19 protein-coding genes are annotated in these 18991 nt (G+C 40.3%); 8 read left to right on the plus strand and 11 right to left on the minus strand.

Features of this window, described 5'->3' with window-relative positions; translation table 11 throughout:
- Positions 1 to 26: 26 nt before the first annotated feature.
- Entirely contained in the window at positions 27 to 242 is a 216-nt protein-coding gene (locus tag PSPO_RS11500; RefSeq protein ID WP_010561924.1) for a bacterioferritin-associated ferredoxin, read from the minus strand.
- A gap of 129 nt (positions 243 to 371) precedes the next feature.
- Complete coding sequence (gene radC, locus PSPO_RS11505; RefSeq protein WP_010561925.1) at positions 372 to 1046, minus strand: RadC family protein; 675 nt, start codon at positions 1044 to 1046, stop codon at positions 372 to 374.
- 94 nt (positions 1047 to 1140) lie between these two features.
- Between radC and coaBC the strand changes: the two genes are divergently transcribed.
- The 3 genes from coaBC to PSPO_RS11520 all read left to right on the plus strand — a co-directional run bounded on the left by coaBC (position 1141) and on the right by PSPO_RS11520 (position 5921).
- Positions 1141 to 2349, plus strand: coding sequence for a bifunctional phosphopantothenoylcysteine decarboxylase/phosphopantothenate--cysteine ligase CoaBC (gene coaBC, locus PSPO_RS11510; RefSeq protein WP_010561926.1), 1209 nt, complete (start codon positions 1141 to 1143; stop codon positions 2347 to 2349).
- Between the two features lie 82 nt (positions 2350 to 2431).
- On the plus strand, positions 2432 to 3019 hold the full coding sequence (gene slmA / locus PSPO_RS11515; RefSeq protein ID WP_010561927.1) for a nucleoid occlusion factor SlmA: 588 nt from the start codon (positions 2432 to 2434) through the stop codon (positions 3017 to 3019).
- A 121-nt stretch (positions 3020 to 3140) separates the two neighbouring features.
- Positions 3141 to 5921 (plus strand): S9 family peptidase, encoded by a 2781-nt coding sequence (locus tag PSPO_RS11520; RefSeq protein ID WP_010561928.1) that lies wholly within the window; start codon positions 3141 to 3143, stop codon positions 5919 to 5921.
- 153 nt (positions 5922 to 6074) lie between these two features.
- Here PSPO_RS11520 and PSPO_RS11525 read toward each other — a convergent pair whose 3' ends face one another.
- Positions 6075 to 8291 carry a YgiQ family radical SAM protein gene (locus PSPO_RS11525; RefSeq protein ID WP_010561929.1) on the minus strand — a complete coding sequence of 739 codons (2217 nt, stop codon included), beginning with the start codon at positions 8289 to 8291 and terminating at the stop codon, positions 6075 to 6077.
- A 62-nt stretch (positions 8292 to 8353) separates the two neighbouring features.
- Complete coding sequence (locus PSPO_RS11530; RefSeq protein WP_010561930.1) at positions 8354 to 10540, minus strand: bifunctional diguanylate cyclase/phosphodiesterase; 2187 nt, start codon at positions 10538 to 10540, stop codon at positions 8354 to 8356.
- A 210-nt stretch (positions 10541 to 10750) separates the two neighbouring features.
- On the opposite strand from PSPO_RS11530, the gene PSPO_RS11535 reads away from it, so the two are divergent.
- Complete coding sequence (locus PSPO_RS11535; protein ID WP_010561931.1) at positions 10751 to 11284, plus strand: SRPBCC family protein; 534 nt, start codon at positions 10751 to 10753, stop codon at positions 11282 to 11284.
- Positions 11274 to 12155, plus strand: a complete 882-nt coding sequence (locus PSPO_RS11540; RefSeq protein ID WP_010561932.1) for a TIGR03899 family protein — start codon at positions 11274 to 11276, stop codon at positions 12153 to 12155. The genes PSPO_RS11535 and PSPO_RS11540 overlap by 11 nt, the downstream gene beginning before the upstream one ends.
- Before the next feature lie 78 nt (positions 12156 to 12233).
- On the opposite strand, the gene PSPO_RS11545 is transcribed toward PSPO_RS11540, so the two are convergent.
- The 7 genes from PSPO_RS11545 to dusA all read right to left on the minus strand — a co-directional run bounded on the left by PSPO_RS11545 (position 12234) and on the right by dusA (position 17417).
- On the minus strand, positions 12234 to 12998 hold the full coding sequence (locus PSPO_RS11545; RefSeq protein ID WP_010561933.1) for a TIGR04219 family outer membrane beta-barrel protein: 765 nt from the start codon (positions 12996 to 12998) through the stop codon (positions 12234 to 12236).
- A 4-nt stretch (positions 12999 to 13002) separates the two neighbouring features.
- Positions 13003 to 13986, minus strand: coding sequence for a DUF2333 family protein (locus PSPO_RS11550; RefSeq protein ID WP_010561934.1), 984 nt, complete (start codon positions 13984 to 13986; stop codon positions 13003 to 13005).
- 8 nt (positions 13987 to 13994) lie between these two features.
- Positions 13995 to 14456, minus strand: a complete 462-nt coding sequence (locus PSPO_RS11555; protein WP_010561935.1) for a copper chaperone PCu(A)C — start codon at positions 14454 to 14456, stop codon at positions 13995 to 13997.
- Positions 14457 to 14576: 120 nt separating this feature from the next.
- Positions 14577 to 14783: a PspC domain-containing protein gene (locus PSPO_RS11560; protein ID WP_010561936.1), complete on the minus strand. Its 207-nt coding sequence runs from the start codon at positions 14781 to 14783 to the stop codon at positions 14577 to 14579.
- Positions 14784 to 14791: 8 nt separating this feature from the next.
- A complete protein-coding gene (pspA, locus tag PSPO_RS11565) occupies positions 14792 to 15460 on the minus strand; it encodes a phage shock protein PspA (RefSeq protein ID WP_010561937.1) in 669 nt (222 codons plus the stop codon).
- A gap of 634 nt (positions 15461 to 16094) precedes the next feature.
- A complete protein-coding gene (locus tag PSPO_RS21655; protein ID WP_158523445.1) occupies positions 16095 to 16256 on the minus strand; it encodes a hypothetical protein in 162 nt (53 codons plus the stop codon).
- Between the two features lie 174 nt (positions 16257 to 16430).
- Entirely contained in the window at positions 16431 to 17417 is a 987-nt protein-coding gene (gene dusA / locus PSPO_RS11570; protein ID WP_267890902.1) for a tRNA dihydrouridine(20/20a) synthase DusA, read from the minus strand.
- Positions 17418 to 17568: 151 nt separating this feature from the next.
- Here dusA and PSPO_RS11575 point away from each other — a divergent pair, with 151 nt between their 5' ends.
- The 3 genes from PSPO_RS11575 to PSPO_RS11585 all read left to right on the plus strand — a co-directional run bounded on the left by PSPO_RS11575 (position 17569) and on the right by PSPO_RS11585 (position 18983).
- Positions 17569 to 18000: a transcriptional repressor gene (locus PSPO_RS11575; protein ID WP_010561939.1), complete on the plus strand. Its 432-nt coding sequence runs from the start codon at positions 17569 to 17571 to the stop codon at positions 17998 to 18000.
- An 84-nt stretch (positions 18001 to 18084) separates the two neighbouring features.
- A complete protein-coding gene (locus PSPO_RS11580) occupies positions 18085 to 18552 on the plus strand; it encodes a chemotaxis protein CheX (protein ID WP_010561940.1) in 468 nt (155 codons plus the stop codon).
- Positions 18553 to 18554: 2 nt separating this feature from the next.
- Entirely contained in the window at positions 18555 to 18983 is a 429-nt protein-coding gene (locus PSPO_RS11585) for a secondary thiamine-phosphate synthase enzyme YjbQ (RefSeq protein ID WP_010561941.1), read from the plus strand.
- Positions 18984 to 18991 lie beyond the last annotated feature (8 nt).

Consider the following 18991-nt stretch of genomic DNA (forward strand, 5'->3'; position numbering starts at 1 on the left):
TTAATTTAGAAATCTCATATTTTGAATCAAGCTACTTTTTGGCAGCTGGTGTAATCAACACTTACTTTAATAGCTAATTCTTGCTGTGATTGTGTGATGACATCTTTTGCATGACATACACATTTACCACATTGACTGCCTACACCTAAACAACCACGCACATCACGCATCGAATCCATACCATCGGTTACGGCCTGTTTAATCTGTTTTTCAGTAACTGCATGACAAATACAAACGTACATAATAAATGAGTGCTTTCAAAATTAATTACACTACAAATTTTAATGCTATTGAGAATAATTTTCAATAATATTAATAACTGTAAAAACAGCTATTTACAAAAAAGCATTAATAAACTCACTTTTTACCCTTTAAATTTGACCATGCTCAGCAAAGGAATGCGTATTACCTGCTGCAATTATAATGTGATCTAAAATACTCACATCAATCAACGCAAGTGTGTCTGATAGTCGCTTAGTTATTAATTTATCTGCCTCTGAAGGCTCAGCAATACCACTGGGGTGATTATGGGCCAAAATCACATTTGCCGCGTTGTATTTTAATACCGTAGTAACAACTTCTCGTGGGTAGACCGATGCGGCATTAATGGTGCCTTGAAATAGATTGACCGATTTAATGAGCCTATTTTGGCTATCAAGCAGCAGCAAGTAAAAACATTCTTTGTGCTCTTTTTGTAATTCGCATTTTAAATAGTTAATTACCGAATAAGGCGAATCAAATACGGCTTCACGCTGAAGTTGCTCAGCAAAAAAGCGTTTACTTAATTCAAGCACAGCTTGCAGCTGCACATATTTTGCGGGCCCCAGCCCTAATTGTTGGCAGAATGAATCACATTCCAATGAAAAGAGCTGACCAATTGAGCCTTGTTGTTTGAGTAATGTATCGGCTAACTCAATGGCATTCAGCCCTTTAATGCCAGTACGTAAAAAAATCGCCAATAACTCAGCATCGGTTAAACTACTAGCGCCTTTACTTAATAACTTTTCTCTTGGTCTTGCCTCTATGGGCATTTGATTTATTTGCATTTAACGATCCATGTTAACGTTTGAAATCATTTTATTAGTATAGCCAGCCTCGCCAAAAATTATGGAAAATGGTATGGTTTAGCTAATTTAAAACATGTCATTAAATATTATGTCGAAGAAAATTGTATTGGGAATTACGGGCGGTATTGCTGCTTATAAATGTGCTGAATTAACAAGACGTTTAACCGAAAACGGTGCGCAAGTTAAAGTGGTAATGACCGACTCTGCGCAACAGTTTATAACCCCACTTACCATGCAAGCTGTATCAGGTAATCCTGTTTCGACATCCTTACTTGACCCTGCGGCAGAAGCGGCAATGGGGCATATTGAATTTGCTAAATGGGCTGACCTTATTTTAATTGCCCCAGCCAGCGCTAACACCATAGCTAAAATGGCCCATGGTATGGCCGACGATCTATTAACCACTTTGGTACTCGCAACCCCGGCAAAAGTGGCGATTGCACCGGCAATGAATCAACAAATGTACGCCCACCCTGCAACCCAGCAAAACTTACAAAAATTAAGTGAATATGGAGTGTCTATTTGGGGACCTGCCAGTGGCGAGCAAGCTTGTGGCGATGTAGGTAAAGGGCGAATGCTTGAGCCAAACGAACTAGTTGAACTGTGTTTAATGCGCCATGAAACACCTCTGCTTGCAGGCAAAACCGTTACTATTACAGCGGGTCCAACTCGTGAAGCGCTTGACCCTGTGCGTTTTATCTCTAATCACAGCTCAGGGAAAATGGGATTTTCATTGGCCCGTGCAGCAAAAGCGCTAGGAGCTAATGTAAACCTAATTAGTGGCCCAGTGAATTTAACCACACCGAGTGAAGTAAATCGTTTTGATGTAGAAAGTGCACAACAAATGCATGATGCTGCCATGGAACTAGCTGTTAATTCAGATGTATTTATAGGCTGCGCTGCTGTTGCCGATTACAAGGCAACAACGACTGCAAATAATAAAATAAAAAAACAGGGCGATACCATGACCATTGAGCTCAGCAAAAACCCTGACATTATTGCCTCAGTTGCTGCACTCAAAGCAAATCGCCCGTTTACAGTAGGCTTTGCAGCCGAAACCAACGATGTTGCTAACTACGCCAAAGGCAAATTAAAAAATAAAAATCTCGATATGATTTGCGCTAACGATGTGTCTGATTCTAGCATTGGTTTTAATAGTGAAAACAATGCCATGACACTGTTTTGGCCAGAGGGTGAACGCCACTTATCACTACAATCGAAACAACAAATTAGCCATTTAATATTGAAAGAAATCGCGTCAAAACTCGCGGCTAAAAAGTAAAAAAACTGGCATCTAAAATCATAAGTAATTAAGATATGCGCCTCTTGAGGTTGATAATAATGATAAGAAGTAAGGGATAAAAATGCCTGCCACAAAACGTAGTAATCGCAAGGAAGAAATCTTACAAGCACTTGCGCAAATGCTTGAAACCAGTCCAGGACAGCGTATCACCACGGCTAAACTAGCCACTGAGGTAGGTGTTTCAGAAGCGGCGCTTTACCGCCACTTTCCAAGCAAAGCACGTATGTTTGAAGGCTTAATTGAGTTTATTGAAAATGCCCTGCTTTCCAATATCAATCTTATCTTAGAAAAAGAAAAAGACACCCATAGCCGTATTCACAATATTTTATTGTTGCTTCTGAGCTTTGCTGAAAAAAATCCAGGCATTACGCGCATTCTAACCGGTGATGCACTGCAAGGTGAACAAGAGCGTTTACGTGAACGTATTCAAGGTTTATTTGAAAAGCTAGAAACGCAACTAAAGCAAGTATTACGCGAACGTAAATTACGTGAAGGTAAAACCTTTACCCTTGCAGAAGAACAGTTAGCAAATCTACTTTTAGCCTACGTTGAAGGTAAAATGAACCAGTTTGTGCGCTCTGATTTTAAAGCAAAACCAACCGCGCAATTTGACGCGCAGTGGTCACTTTTCACCTTAGCTTGGCACTAACCCCCTCGCGTTGAAGTAAATGTTTTACTTCAACGCGCTATTTTGCGACTTATCGCATTCTCTTTCTTCTTTTTGGTTTCTGTTTACACTAGAGCTAATAATTAGCACTAGGTAATCATTAATGAAACTCGCGTTTACACTTTCAAGCTTAGCGTTAGCAACCAGTTTTGCATTAAGCGCCAGCGAACCTCTTCAATTTAAAAACGTATTTGATTTTAAATACGCAAAATCTACCCAACTTTCAGAGCAGGGAAATTTACTCGCATTTAGCGCAAGCCCTTATCGCGGTAACAGTGAAGGACAGGTTTATACGCTAAATAACAAAGCATTGCTTGCTACTGTTGAGCGCGGCACATCACCGGTTATTAATAAAAATGAGAAATGGGTCGCGTTTACCGTTAAACCAGATCTACTTGCCAGTGAAAGTGCATCAAAAGATAAAAAGAAAAAGCTAAAAAATGATTTATCGTTAGTAAATAGCGAAACAGGCAAGGTTATCACCTTTGAGCGTGTTGAAGACTTTGTTATTTCCAATGACGGTAACTGGCTTGCTTATCGCACTGAAGTTAAGAAAAAAGACGAAGCCGAAAGTGATAAAAAAGCAGATAAAACATCAAAAGACAAAGACGATAAAGACGCGAAATTAAAAGCGGATAAAAAAGATAAAGTTTACACCCTTAACATTGTGAACTTAACAAACGATAAAACGCATTCAATTGAAAACGTGCTTACTTACGCCATTGCACCAAGCAGCACGCAACTTGTTGTAAGCCAAGTAAGCAAAGAAGGCGATAAAAACGCCATTAGCCAAATCGCTCTGCCAAATTTTGAAATGAGCAGCTTATTTGCTGAGCCTGGCGTTGCAGCTAACAAACTCGTATGGCACCCAGTTAATGATGTTCTAGCACTTTCGGTAGGTAATTACGTTAATGATGATAAGCGTCGTCGTGAACATTCACTTTACTTATGGCACAGTGAAAACAACCAATTAAAGCAAATCGAAACCCCTATCGAGAATTGGTTCATCGGTAAAACAGCTAACTTAAAATGGTCTGAAACTGGCGAGCGCCTTTATTTTGAAACGCGCCCAATGCTTTCAGCCAAAATTGAAAAGAAAAAATACAAAGCGCAAAACGACCTTTTTGATTACGATGTAATTCGTGACCAAAAAGGTTTAAAAGTATGGCATCACAAAGATGCCGAAATAAAGCCGCGCGAAATTCAACAGTGGAATGAAAAGAACAAAAACCGCCATTACCAAGCGGTATTTCATTTAAACAGCGGTAAAGCCGTACAGCTCGAAACTGAGCAAGTTACAGATGTTAGATTACACACTGAAAAGCAATTTTTACTAGGTTATAGCAATAAACCGCATCTTCACAAAATTATGTATGACGGTTTCTTTGCAGATTACTACGCAGTAGATACTAAAACAGGTAACAGCGTTAAAATTAGCGAAAATACCCGCGCACGTCCGACGCTTTCACCTAATGGTCAATTTGCTGCTTACTTCGATAAGGGTCAAGTTCAGCTTAAATCACTCAAAAACGCCAAGCTGAATGCGATAACCAAAGGCATTCGTGCCACTTTTGGCGACGACCAACACGATTATCCTAGCGAGCAACCTGGCTATGGTTTTGCAGGCTGGAGCAGTGATAGTAATACCCTTTATGTATATGACAAATACGATATTTGGGCATTTGATGTAAACACGCAGCAAGGTGCGCGTTTAACTCATGGCTATAAATCCGAAACACGTTATCGCATTAAAAACTTAGATAAAAACAAACTATCTTTTGATTTAAACGATACGTTATTACTTTCAAGCTTTAACCTAGATAACAAACAAACGGGCGTTGCTAAGCTTAATTTAGCTAACAATCAGCTGGAACAGGTTTTAGCTGGCGAAGCGCGTTTTGACCTAGTAAAGAAAGCGAAAAATGCTGATACGTTAATTTATACGCGTCAGAGCTATCATGAATTTCCTGATTTTTGGTTAAGCGACACATCGCTTTCCACTTCAACTAAATTAACTAACCTGAACCCTCAAAAAGAGAATTTTGCATGGGCAAGTAAACCTGAACTGATAGAGTATAAAGGCTTTGATGGTGAAGATTTACAAGGCGTGCTAATAAAACCTGCCGGCTATAAAAAAGGCGATAAAGTGCCTGTGGTCATTTATTTCTACCGCTATATGAGCCAACGCATGTATGACTTCCCGAAAATGGAGTTAAACCACAGACCGAACTTCCCGATGTTTACTTCAAATGGTTACGCGATTTTCTTACCAGATATCCGTTTTGAAATTGGTCACCCTGGTAAATCATCAACTCAAACTATGATCAACGCAGCACAAAAACTGATTGATATGGGTGTGGCAGACAAAGACAAGATTGGTTTACAAGGTCACTCATGGGCCGGTTACCAAAGCGCCTTTATGGTAACGCAAACAGATATGTTTAAAGCGGTTGTATCGGGTGCACCAGTATCAAACATGACCAGTGCATACAGTGGCATTCGCTTAAAATCAGGTCTTGCGCGTCAATTCCAGTACGAAACCGGACAAAGCCGCATTGGCAAAGACTTGTTTGAAGGCTTAGATCTCTATATTGAAAACTCACCGGTATTTTTCGCAGATAAAGTTAATACACCAATTATGATTATGTTTGGTGATAAAGATGGCGCTGTGCCGTGGCAGGAAGGTATTCAATACTATTTAGCGCTTCGCCGTGCAGGTAAAGATGTGATTTTCTTACAATACGAAGGTGAACCACACCACTTGAAGAAGTTTCCGAACCAAGTAGATTTCTCGATTCGTATGATGGAATACTTTGATCACCACCTTAAAGATAAGCCAGCACCAAAATGGATGCAAAATGGCGTGCCATTTGAGAAAGAGTAATCACAACTAATCGATGTTAAATACTAAAATTGCGAGTTTATAACTCGCCATTTTATTTCGTTCACTCATTCAGTTTAGCTTAAGCTTAAAACCGTATAGTTAGTTTCAGGAAGGGAATTCCGATTGAGTAAAGTAACATTCAAAAGCCAACTCTTATGAGCTGGCTTTTTTTCTGCTCTTACTAAAGTTACCTGATTTACCACCACGCGACTTATTGCCACCCACCTTAGGCTTTGTATTTGCTTTATTAAACTGGCCAAATCCCGTATGGCGAGAAAGTGCAGGCCTACCACCTTTACTCTGACCAGACTTACGTTGCTCGCCTCTTGATTCTGCAGGCACTAAGCAATTAGGACCGTTACCAATAAGTTTCGCCTTCCCCATTTTCTTTAATGCCTCACGGATCATTGGCCAACCGGCAGGGTCGTGATAGCGCAGAATCGCCTTATGCAAGCGACGTTGACGCGCGCCTTTTGGCACACTAACAACTTCCGTATTGTTCTTAATGTTCTTAAGTGAGTTCATCTCGGTATGGTAAATGGTGGTTGCATTTGCCATTGGCGACGGGTAAAAATTTTGCACTTGATCTAATTTGAAATCATGGCGCTTCAACCACAATGCCATATTGACCATATCCAAATCTGTTGTACCAGGGTGAGCAGAGATAAAATACGGTATTAAATACTGTTTTTTACCCGCTTCTTTTGAGTATTTTTCAAAAAGTTCTTTAAAGCGATCATACGTGCCCATGCCCGGTTTCATCATTTTAGATAAAGGGCCATCTTCAGTATGTTCTGGAGCAATTTTTAAGTAGCCGCCAACATGGTGTGTCACTAACTCTTTAACATAGTTAGGATCTTCAATTGCTAAGTCATAACGCACACCTGATGCAATTAACACCTTCTTCACACCTTCAACTTCACGCGCTTTGCGATACAAGTTTACTGTTGGCGTTTGGTCAGTATCCATATGCTTACAAATATCAGGGAAAACACAGGATAAACGGCGACAAGTGCTTTCTGCTTTTTTGCTTTTACAGCGCAATTTGTACATATTGGCTGTTGGGCCGCCAAGATCAGAAATAACACCTGTAAAACCCGGTACTTTGTCACGAATTTGTTCAATTTCATCAATAATTGATTGCTCGGAACGGCTTTGAATAATACGCCCTTCATGCTCTGTAATTGAACAGAATGAACAGCCACCAAAACAGCCTCGCATAATATTGACCGAAGTTTTGATCATATCGTAAGCAGGAATTTTCTCATCACCATAGCTTGGGTGAGGCACACGCTGATACGGTAAACCGAATACATCATCCATCTCTTGTGTTTCAAGTGGAAATGCCGGTGGGTTCACCCAAACCGAACGATCACCATGGCGCTGGAAAAGTGCGCGGGCACAACCTGGGTTAGTTTCTTGGTGTAAAATACGTGACGCATGTGCATACAGAGGTTTATTTACACTTACCTGCTCATAAGCTGGCAGCTTTACATACACTTTTTCCCACGGCTTTAAGCGCGGCGGCTGAATAGTAATAGGTTTAGCTTCAGCGCCTAGCTCAATTCCCGCTTGTTTAAATTCTGATTTGCTACAACCTACGTCATCTGCACCATAAGGGTTTGGAATTGGGTCTATCTTGCCAATTTTATCAATGGCAGTGGAGTCTGAACCGCGCCAGCCAGGTAATGGCTCTTTACGAATAACAGCAGTACCACGAATGTCATGCATTTCATCCATGGTTTTACCCGCAGCAATACCGTGCGCCACTTCAACTAGAGGCCTTTCTGCATTACCGTAAATTAAAATATCCGCTTTGGCGTCAAAAATAACACTGCGACGCACCTTTTCAGACCAGTAATCAAAATGGGCAATACGGCGTAAACTTGCTTCAATGCCACCGATAACCACTGGTACATCTTTATAAGCTTCTTTACAACGCTGGCTATATACAATCACCGCGCGATCAGGGCGTTTACCACCAATATTACCAGCCGTATACGCATCATCATGGCGTAAACGCTTTTCTGCGGTATAACGGTTGATCATCGAGTCCATATTACCAGCGGTTACACCGTAAAATAAATTGGGTTTACCGAGCGACATAAAGGCATCTTTTGAAGACCAATCTGGCTGTGAAATAATACCGACACGAAAGCCTTGCGCTTCAAGCACACGGCCAATTACAGCCATGCCAAAGCTTGGGTGATCAACATAGGCATCACCCGTTACAATAATAATGTCACACGAATCCCAACCAAGGGCATCCATTTCTTCTCTGCTGGTTGGTAAAAAAGGCGATGGACCGTAACACTCGGCCCAATATTTTGGATATGAAAAAAGACTACGCTCTGCTGATAAAGCAGCCATAAAATGCCCCTAGAATAAAATGGCCGCAAATTATAGCTGAGTTTAGCGCTAGCCTCTAGTGTTTATTTTTTAGCCAGCAAGAATTGTTTGAGTTCTTCATACGGCATTGGCTTTGCAAACATAAAGCCCTGCGCTTCTTCACAACCCATTAGGCGCAAACAACTCGCCTGATCTTCATTCTCAATTCCTTCAGCAATGGTGTTTAAACCAAGCTTTTTACCCAGTGATACAATTAACTCTGCAATGGCACCACTGTCTTCAGGAATGTCTTTTACAAAGGCCCTGTCTATTTTAATGCGGTTAAGCGGAAGTTTTTTAAGGTATGACAATGACGAAAAGCCTGTGCCAAAGTCATCAATCGCAATTTCTAAACCATGCTCTTTTAGCTCAGTTAGTGCTTCAATCACAATTTCAGGTTCATCCATCACAATGCTTTCAGTTACTTCTAACTCAATTTTCTGAGGGTTTATTTGGTGATCTGCTAGTGTGTCTTTTACTTTGCTAACAAACTGAGGATCACGAAATTGCGGCACTGAAACATTCACAGCAATACGCATATCAAAACCAAGTTCTAATAGCTGCTTTTGCGTTATACAAGCTTGCTCTAACACCCATTGACCAATTGGTAAAATTAACCCAGATTGCTCCGCTAAGGGCACAAAAATCGCCGGAGAAATAAAACTGCCCTGCTCGTTTGGCCATCTTAATAATGCTTCGCAGCCAATTACTTCACGTGTTGCTAAACAAATTTGCGGCTGATACCACACAGCCAACTTATGCTCACTAAAGTCATGGCGTAACTCTTTTAGCACTCCAAGCTGCCACGCCATTTTCTCTTCCATTTCTGGCAGATAATATTCGTAGTTAAATCTTAAGTGTTTTTTACCTAAATTAAGTGCGATATAACACGACTTGAGTGTTTGTTTTCCATCTTTATAGAAGTACTGCTGCTCGCAGACGCCCAAGTGAAAGTTAACCGGCAATAAATGTTCACCAGCATGAAAAGGCAAAGACAATATATGATTGAGTGACTCAGGCGTCACTTTGTCGGACTCAACTAATGCCGCAAACACATCCGCGCCAATGCGCGCAAAATAACGGATGCCAATTACATCTTCTTGAATTCGCGTTGCTACCGCTTGTAATAGTAAATCGCCAACATCTTGCCCTAAACCATTATTAATTGATGAAAAGTCAGCTATATCAATAAAGTAAAGAGAGAAATCGTTATTACTATCTGAGTAAAAACGGCCAATTTGATTTATAAAGTCGTTACGATTTGGTAGCTTGGTGAGTTTATCTTTGTAAGCTGCATCACGCAGCTCACTGAGCATTCTGACATTTTTAAATGCGGATGACACATTCTGCAAAAAGATTTCAATAAGTTTAATCTGCTGCTCATGCACCATTTCTTTGGTTTCAAGATAAATCGCAAACTGAGATTTGTCATCCTCGACAAAAAAGCAGCTGTCATGCTCGTCAATTTGATGAGTTTTATTTGCTAACGTTTGTTGCAATACGCCTAGCGCTCGGCTGTTATCTATTTGTTCTATACCTTGCCAAACAGCTCCTTTGTATTCAGCGCTACCACCAAGCACAGCGGAACGTCCGCCCTCGGCACTCACAATCACACCATCACCAGAACCGTCTAACAACTTGGCGATCTGCTCAATAACTTGTGAAGCAAAGGCCGTTAAATCTTCAAGGCCGTTAATCGATTTGGCCGCATCAAGTACTTTTTCTAGGCCAGTATTATGCTCTGATAGTTCACATAGTTGTTGATAAGAACGAAGTGCAGTTACAAGAGAGGTTACCAGTTTGGCGCGTGTCAGTTCTGTTTTTGTTTTATAGTCATTAATATCATATTCACGAATAATATTTTCTTCCGGTGCATAACCCGGTTGACCCGTACGTAAAATAATTCGTAATTGTGAATTGTTTAACTCTTCGCGAATGCGTTTAACCGTTACTAATCCGGCGTCGTCGGTTTCCATTACCACGTCGAGCAAGACCACTGAAATATTGGGGATTTCAGTTAGTTTTTTAACTGCTTCTTCACCACTATAAGCGTGATGAAATCTGAGTTGTTTATTCCAAAACGATAAACCTGACAGCGCCAGCTGTGTAACGGAGTGCACTTCAGGCTCGTCATCTACTATCAAAACATCCCAAAAACCAGAGTACTGCTCGGGGGTTTCGTTATCATCTTCATTCAAGAATAAAAACTGTTCTTCGGCAGGTTGTGTCATGAAACCTCTACGTCGTCACAAGACCTTTGAACTCTTTCTCTGGTCACAATTATTTTTTTTGTTATCCGGTAATTTGCCACTTAAACTTTGGTGAGCAAAACATAGCGCTAAAGCAACGTTAGCATCAGCCACTTACCTAGTATAGACTATTAATTAGAATGTTTAAAAATACTATGATAACTATAGTGTTTTCTGAAAATACGGAGCCAAATGCGGTACTTAATTCGCACCTTGTTTAGCATAGTTTTGGTAATTGCAATAACCAGCGCTTTATTGCCAAATCGCTATACTATTGAAAAAACCATAACGAGCCATTGTCAGCAACCGCAATTTCAAAGCTGGGTGTTGGATTTAGCTAATTGGCACTTGTGGACACCGTGGGCAACGTACGAAAAAACATGGCAAGAGTTAGAGCTTGCTAACAGCAATAAGATTGGCGCCTATTTAAAGTGGCAAAGCGGCGAACGCATTGGTGAAATGACGGTAACAGCGATTAGTAATAACAGCATTTCCTACACCAGTATTATTGACCACCATACTAATATTGGTCACTTTGTTGCCAAGCCATTTGCCAATAAATTACAAATAAGTTGGGCAATTGAAGGGGGCATTAACACCCCGCTAGTGGGTAGTTTATTAACGCAATACCATAAATATAAAATGCAGGACGCGATTGATTTAGGGTTACGAAATTTAAACTCGCTTTGCAAAAGTCAAAAGATGGAACAACAAGATGCCAATTAAACCGATTACGGCACAACAACACCTTGCAAAGATAATTAAAAGCAAAGTAGGTGTAGAACACAATAAAGTAAACGCAGAGCAAGCATCAAAACGCCTTGAGCAAGACAGTGTTTCTAAAACCCTTAACCCACTACCAAATTACAATAGCACCGAAAGCACACTGCAACGCGCACAAAAACGCCGTAAGCTTGCACTCGTGCGAAAACAAACAAATATTGAATCGATTCTTGGATTAGCACAACATTACTGCCCGCCAGTAACCTCACAAGGTGAGCCGGACCCTGATTGGATTGAGCGCTTTTTAGAGCTGGCCGAAGATACCAGCAATAGCAATATTCAAAAGTTATGGGCGAAAGTACTTGCTGGTGAAGTTATTAATCCGGGATCATTTTCGTATAAGAGTTTGATCACGCTTAAACACATCACACCAAAAGAAGCTGACGTATTACAATTAGCAACAGGGTGTGCGGGTAAATCGGCCAGTGATGGGTTTCACCAAATAATTACTGGCAGCTACCTTGCGCCAAGTTTGCTTAATTTTTTAAATCCGCATAAAAAAAACTACGTGAACTTAAGTAGCGCCGGACTCAATTATCCCGATATTTTAACACTTATCGACATTGAGTTAATTTATCAGCAAGAGATTGAATCTAAAGCATTTGAACGAGGTGAAAGCCAAACATTAAGCTTTGCCAACGGTACCTTAACCCTAACAGCTAAGCGTCAAGGCAGTATTTTAACGTACTATAAGTTTACCCAAACAGGGTTCTCGCTAGCGCGATTAACCAGTAATAAACTTAGTAATCAATATTTAGAGTGCCTGAAAAAGGCATTAGAGAAGAGCTTTGATGTGAGTTTTGCCAACAGCTAAAGTTGGCAAAACTATAGTATGAACTTGGTAAACCCAGCTATTTGCTAGCGTAAACCAAGTTTAGATGCAGGTATTTTATTAGAAGTGAATTTGCAAGCCCGCAAATACACCATCAACGTCGATATCTGTGTAAATATCATCAACGTCATCTAATTCAAGTAACATTGCACGGTAACCAGCTTTAACAGCAACATCCACCGCCATATTATCGATAAACTCCCACGCAACACCGATTTGATAATCTTGAATTTTGCTATCACCAATTGCTAATAGCTGGCCTTCGGCAAATGCGCTCAATCCAGTAAACGGTAAACCAAACTGCACCGCACCATAAGCCATAGGAATAAAACCATTAAAATCAACCGACTCTTCACCAAAGTTTGAACCTTGTTGATCGCCTTTAACCGCGACATAGCCATCAAACTGTTTAGCAGATAAACCTAAATCAATCGACACCAAGTCGTTGTCGAAGATTTCGTAATAAAGTACGTAATCAACATGGCTTAAATCACTGTCACCTGTAACTGTTGAGTTAACTTTAAATACTTTATCACCAAAGCCAAACGAGGTATTTAAATTGGCATCAGCTGCTAATTCTAATTGGGTATATTTTAATTTTACATTTGGTACTAGCGGGATTGGGTGCTCAAGCGCTGCATAGTAACTGCCGTACTCTTTATCTTCAAAATTGAAGCTTTGCATATCGCTCGACGTACCTAGCGCACCATCGGTTTGTGCAGCCCAATAATCACCACCAACATACAGGCCTAACAAAGTGTCTGCTTTCGCCTGTGGTACCATTGCGGCAGCAATTAGTGCTGCACCAAACATCATTTTTTTCATTAAGTTATCCCTGAGAGAGTAATTCTGATAATTCAATAATCGCGGCATTCGCGCGCGATAAATAATTTGCCATTACCAATGAGTGATTTGCGACAAAGCCAAAGCCACTGCCGTTTAACACCATTGGGCTCCAAACAGTTTCTTGTGTTGCTTCCAATTCGCGCATAATTTGCTTAACGCTAACACGTGCATTTTTCTTTTCTAACACATCGGCAAAGTCGGTTTCAATGGCCGCAAAAAAATGTAACAGCGCCCAACTCGCACCGCGCGCTTCATATAATACATTATCGATTTCTAACCAAGGCGTTTTAACCAATTGGTGTGAAGGCGCATAACTTGCGCGACGCGCAGCTGTATCACCGGCAAGATCAGTGTTAATTTTATCTTGCCCTACGCTACTGCTTAAACGCATGCTTAAACTACCTAAACGCTTTTCAACCTCTTTTAGGTAGGCACGTAAATTGTCAGCTCGTGCATAAAATTGCGCGCTAGAATCTACCGGATTTGCGATATCTTTACGGTAACGAATTAATGCGTCTATGCCCTTTTGATACTCATCTTCCGCACTTGGTAAAATCCATGCGGTTGAATTGATATTAAACTGCGGCTGTGCAGCTTTAAGCTCAGGGTGTTCCGTTGATTGAGACTGAGAGCGGCTAAAATCTTTACGCATTGCCAACGTGATATCACGTGTCATTTCCAACACGCCAAATTCCCATGACGGCATGTTATCCATCATTACTGACGGTGGCATTACATCGTTAGTTAAATAACCACCAGGCTTATTTAACAATGTACTGGCAACTTCAATTACGGCAGTTGTAGTAACGTAACCAGTAACCACTTGCTGTTGTTCTTGTTTAGCCGCATTTTCAGCGCGCTCTTGCACGTTAAATATATCGGGTTCAATACTCCAATAAACCGCGATTAGATAAAAAAATAAGAAAATAAATGCAACCGCAGCTGCAATTTTACCTTTATGTTGCATATCCCCTCCTAGTGATGGTGGTGATGCTGATGCGCATTCTCAACGCTTTCATTAATGCCTACAACCGTCGCTTTACCGTTTACCGTTAAACCAGATGCAAAATTAAATGTAGCACTTAGCGATTCACTTTTAATTAATTTAGATTTAGGTGAAAACAACATAAGGTGCAAACCACCTGATTGAAACATCGCTGTAGAATGTGCATCGATGGCCAATTTTTCTAGTTTAACCATACTCATCATGCCATTTTTCTGCACATGATTATGGATCTCAACACGACCCAATTTTTCAATGCTGACTGAAGTAAGCACTTGATCTTGGTTCGTGTGGTTAGCAAGCTGAAAATACCCAACGCTTGATGGCGCTCCGGGAATAAACTCGCGAACAGTAAAGTCAGATACTGTAATTTGGTTGGCTGCAAGTGAAAAAGAAAAAACTGAAATAATAATTAATAGATAGCGCTTAAACATCAAAATCCCTCCATGCTTTGGTTCAGTATACTACAGAGGAAGATGCAAAAAGTACCTGAAAATTATTAATTATTGTAAATTTTAGGGGAGCGGTTAGGTCCAGCTCCCCTAAGTAAAAAATTAATAATAGCGTGCTGGCAGTACTGTTGCTGCCACAAAATAAGCGAGCAAAGTTGCGACAGGAAAAACCAACAACGCTGCCACTGCGGCTAATCTTACACTCCAGATTGGTAAACTATTACCAAGAGCAAGACCTGCGCACACGCCCGACACTTTTTTGTTTAGTCTGTCTTTGTAAAAACTGCCGTTATGTATATGAGATTTCATAACCCCTCCTACGCTGCTTTTTTAGCAACTTGTGCTTTCAATGCCGCTAGCTCTTCATCTAGTGCGTCGTCTTTTTCTAACTCGTCAAACTGCGTTTTAAGGCTCGAACTCTGAGTTACTTCGTAAGACTCAATTTGTGCTTCAATGCGGTCCACTTTGTATTCGATTTCGTTAAAACGCTCTAGCGCCCGATCTATTTGCTCACTATGAAGCTGTGATTTAGCTTTCACTCTAACTTCTGCTGACTGCGAGCGAATTTGGTACTCTTTTAGTTTACCCTTCGCTTGCGTTAGTTTTTGATGCAATGAATTACTGTCTTGCGCAACTTTACTTAGCACTTCATCAATACGGTCAATTTCTGGTTGAATCGAATCGATTTCTTTATTTGCTTTTTGCTTTTCAGCAAGTGCTGCTTTAGCAAGATCTTCACGCTCTTTTTGCAACGCTTTTTCAGCTTGAGCATGCCAATAGTCTACTGATGATTGCTGTTTGGTTAACTTGCGCTGCAGTGTTTTCTTTTCAGCTATCAAGCTTGCCGATGTAGTGCGTAACTCTACTAGCGCTTCTTCCATTTCTTGTACCATTAGACGCACTAGTTTTTCTGGTTCTTCAGCACGGTCTAAGGCTGCTGATACGTTCGCTTGGATAATGTCGGTTAATCGAGTAAAAATGCCCATAACTCTCTCCTGTTGATATTCGTCTATTTTTTCTCTTGTATATTCTGTTATTCCAATCATTGTGCCAAAATAAACAAAACTAACAAATACAATAAGTTACAGTTATGTTGGATTTATAAAAAGTTGCAAAGTAGTTAAATTAACCACAATATTAGTTAAATTAACTAATAATTGAATTTTATTTGGCAAGCATTTTCAGAAGATTTATGCGCGTGATTTAAAAGCGAGCGCTAAGTAGAAAATCAAATTAAAAAGAACACAAGGCACTGTTTTACGATAACAATTAATTAAAGGTTACGACCGTAACTAAGTAAATAACGCGCTATTGATAACGCTATTGAATACATCAACAACGGGATTAATTGCAAACAAGCTTATATAGAGAAGGTATATGTAATGGCTAAAACGTCAGGTGTAATTCCAAACGTATTACAGCTGCCCCAAAAGGGGAGAAGTTCGCAGATTAAGGATTAACAAAGATTACGAGCTTAAATATGAAATAAAGCTGCAGATTAATTATTTAAAAAGAGTTTGACCACGCTGCCCAATAAATCCGTGCCACACACCCACTGTCACTAATAAACTAACAACTGGTAATAAAAACAGGCTAAATAAATCAAGTAAGTCCAACATTTTAAGCTCCTTTTTCGCACTTCAATTGCAATAAGTTAGCCACACTCGGTACTTGCTCACACACCTGCTCAAGCTGCGCTTGTTGATCTGCTTGCGTTGCAAGTACAGATTGCAGAAGTAAACTGATCAGTAACAACGCTGTAGTAACTATTTTTGCTAACATAACGTTCGGTTAAATATTAAGAATCGTACGTAATACATAACAAAGAGCATGCCAAAAACATAATCGTTTGATTTAAAAGAAAATAATAAAAAACACCAGTCTAACAAATAAAAAAAAAGCCAAACACTGGTTAATTTAACCAATATTTAGCTTTTAATTTTCCCAAATACGGAATTAGGGTTTCCCTATTTCGGGATATTTCTCAGGAACAAACGCCAGCGCTTCTTCCAATAACGAAATTTGAGCATCTTTCTTATGACCATTTTCAGAAAGATGACGACGGTATGAACGTGCTCCTGGCTGACCTTGGAAAATACCCAGCATATGCCTTACAACATGCCAAAAGTTTGCACCTTGTGTCATTTCTGATTCTATATAATCAAACATATTGCGCACCACTTGGTGCCGAGTCAACATTGTACTTTGCTCATCACCATAAATTAGCTTATCAACTTCAGCCAGCATATATGGATTGGCATATGCTTCACGTCCAACCATTACACCATCAATATGCTTTAAATGCGTTAAACATTCATCAATGGTTTTTACCCCACCGTTTAGTGAAATGTGACAATCACTAAAATCACGCTTAAGTTGGTAAACACGCTCATAATCGAGCGGCGGGATTTCACGGTTTTCTTTCGGGCTTAAACCTTGTAACCACGCTTTACGTGCATGGATTATAAAGTCACGACAACCCACATTATAATTAGCATCAATTAATGCAGTTAAGAACTCGTAAGAGTCTTGCTCGTCAATTCCAATACGCGTTTTAACGGTAACAGGAACGTCTGTTTCAGCTTTCATCGCCGAAATACATTCAGCCACTAACTGAGGCTCAGCCATTAAACAGGCACCAAAACGGCCATTTTGCACTCGATCAGATGGGCAACCGACGTTTAAATTAATCTCTTGATAACCATATTGGTCAGCACGTTTTGCGCATTCTGCTAAAGCTTTCGGATCGGAACCACCCAATTGCAATGCCACTGGTTGTTCATGTTGGCCAAAATGTAAGTAATCACCTTTGCCAAAGATAATTGCACCAGTTGTAATCATCTCAGTGTATAACACTGAATGCTTTGTTAATTGTCGATGGAAAGTACGACAATGCCTATCCGTCCAATCCAGCATTGGGGCTACAGAAAAACGTCTATTCACGCTACACCTCAGTAAATATGGGGTCGCGATTCTACTCGATTTTTTGTCTTTGCTCAATTTATATTCATAAAAGAGGGATTTGCTTAAAGACTTAACTACAAATAGTTAAATTGATTGTGGTAAGATGACTTTGATATCGAGGAACAATTTTATGACAGTTGAAGCATTAACAGAAAAAGCAAAAGTCGTTTGCAACGACAAAGGGGTTCGCTTTACGACAATTCGCGAGAAAGTTTTTCGCTTATTGGCTGGCACTCAATCAGGTGTTGGCGCGTATGATTTGCTAGAGCAATTAAAGCAAACTGAGCCTAATGCAAAACCTGCTACAATCTATAGAGCGCTCGATTTCTTAGCCGAAATGGGCTTTATTCACAAAATTGAAAGCACTAATGCATTTATGCTGTGCCATCATTTTGAACATACTCATCCAGTTCAGTTACTCATTTGCGAAAAATGCGGCCATGTTGAAGAGCTTCATTCTCACGCAATTGCGCACGAGCTGAACAACCAAGCGACAGATTTGGGTTTTAAAGTTGTAACTCAAACAATTGAAGCGCGCGGTATTTGCGCTAAATGTCAATAAATATCAGAATTAGTTTGCAAAAATCGCAACTTCATTCTTGAATTATAAATGATATACGCCTAAAAAACGGAACCGGACTAAAACATGAATGTAGAATTCATAAACCCATTTATTTCTTCTTTACTCAATGTGTTATCAACAATGGCACAAACTGATCTGTCGCCGGGCAAGCCCAAAATAAAGAAAACAGAAGTGGCTGTTGGCGATGTATCAGGCTTAATCGGCATGGTTGGCCCACAAACTAAAGGTTCATTGTCTATAACCTTTGACGGCGAACTTGCCATGACCATTATGGAGCGTATGCTCGGTGAACGCCCTGAGAAAATAGATGAAGAGGTCACCGACATGGTTGGTGAAATTACCAATATGGTTGCCGGTGGTGCTAAAAACTTACTAGGCGACAAGGGCTACGAATTTGATATGGCAACGCCCGTTGTTGTTTCAGGTAAAGACCACACTATCACTCATAAGTGTGAAGGCCCTAAACTTATTATGCCGTTTACATCGGATTTCGGTGCAGCACATATTGAGGTTTGTTTCGACAAACTATAATTATGAGCTGGCAACAAAAAAGCTTTCAATTAAAACCTCGTGCGCGAGGTTTTCATTTAATAGACGCTGAAATTACGCATCATCTTGCTGAACTGAGCAAATATCGTATTGGCATACTGCACCTATTTATACAGCATACATCTGCTAGTTTAACGATTAACGAAAATGCCGATCCAACCGTGCGCATTGATATGGAAACTCATTTCAATAAGTTTGTACCACAAGGTCAAAGTTATTATCAGCATGATTACGAAGGTGATGATGATATGCCAGCGCACATTAAGGCAAGCACACTGGGTTCAAGTATCTCAATTCCCATTGCTAATGGTCAGCTTAATATGGGCACGTGGCAAGGTATTTATCTTGGTGAGCACAGAGATTACGGAGGTGCTCGTACCTTAGTCGCTACAATACAGGGCGAGGTTTTCTAAACCTCGCA

Origin of the sequence: Pseudoalteromonas spongiae UST010723-006 (genome assembly GCF_000238255.3) — a bacterium.
Lineage (GTDB): Bacteria > Pseudomonadota > Gammaproteobacteria > Enterobacterales > Alteromonadaceae > Pseudoalteromonas > Pseudoalteromonas spongiae.

Bases quoted from the DNA above. Each gene is read 5' to 3' on its own strand.
- PSPO_RS11535 (WP_010561931.1), top strand. From the start codon at position 10,751: ATGCGGTACTTAATTCGCACCTTGTTTAGCATAGTTTTGGTAATTGCA.
- PSPO_RS11520 (WP_010561928.1), top strand. From the start codon at position 3,141: ATGAAACTCGCGTTTACACTTTCAAGCTTAGCGTTAGCAACCAGTTTT.
- radC (WP_010561925.1), bottom strand. From the start codon at position 1,046: ATGCAAATAAATCAAATGCCCATAGAGGCAAGACCAAGAGAAAAGTTA.
- pspA (WP_010561937.1), bottom strand. From the start codon at position 15,460: ATGGGCATTTTTACTCGATTAACCGACATTATCCAAGCGAACGTATCA.
- PSPO_RS11555 (WP_010561935.1), bottom strand. From the start codon at position 14,456: ATGTTTAAGCGCTATCTATTAATTATTATTTCAGTTTTTTCTTTTTCA.
- PSPO_RS11575 (WP_010561939.1), top strand. From the start codon at position 17,569: ATGACAGTTGAAGCATTAACAGAAAAAGCAAAAGTCGTTTGCAACGAC.
- PSPO_RS11525 (WP_010561929.1), bottom strand. From the start codon at position 8,291: ATGGCTGCTTTATCAGCAGAGCGTAGTCTTTTTTCATATCCAAAATAT.
- PSPO_RS11500 (WP_010561924.1), bottom strand. From the start codon at position 242: ATGTACGTTTGTATTTGTCATGCAGTTACTGAAAAACAGATTAAACAG.
- PSPO_RS11545 (WP_010561933.1), bottom strand. From the start codon at position 12,998: ATGAAAAAAATGATGTTTGGTGCAGCACTAATTGCTGCCGCAATGGTA.
- PSPO_RS11585 (WP_010561941.1), top strand. From the start codon at position 18,555: ATGAGCTGGCAACAAAAAAGCTTTCAATTAAAACCTCGTGCGCGAGGT.
- PSPO_RS11580 (WP_010561940.1), top strand. From the start codon at position 18,085: ATGAATGTAGAATTCATAAACCCATTTATTTCTTCTTTACTCAATGTG.
- coaBC (WP_010561926.1), top strand. From the start codon at position 1,141: ATGTCATTAAATATTATGTCGAAGAAAATTGTATTGGGAATTACGGGC.
- PSPO_RS11550 (WP_010561934.1), bottom strand. From the start codon at position 13,986: ATGCAACATAAAGGTAAAATTGCAGCTGCGGTTGCATTTATTTTCTTA.
- slmA (WP_010561927.1), top strand. From the start codon at position 2,432: ATGCCTGCCACAAAACGTAGTAATCGCAAGGAAGAAATCTTACAAGCA.
- PSPO_RS11540 (WP_010561932.1), top strand. From the start codon at position 11,274: ATGCCAATTAAACCGATTACGGCACAACAACACCTTGCAAAGATAATT.
- PSPO_RS11530 (WP_010561930.1), bottom strand. From the start codon at position 10,540: ATGACACAACCTGCCGAAGAACAGTTTTTATTCTTGAATGAAGATGAT.
- PSPO_RS11560 (WP_010561936.1), bottom strand. From the start codon at position 14,783: ATGAAATCTCATATACATAACGGCAGTTTTTACAAAGACAGACTAAAC.
- PSPO_RS21655 (WP_158523445.1), bottom strand. From the start codon at position 16,256: ATGTTAGCAAAAATAGTTACTACAGCGTTGTTACTGATCAGTTTACTT.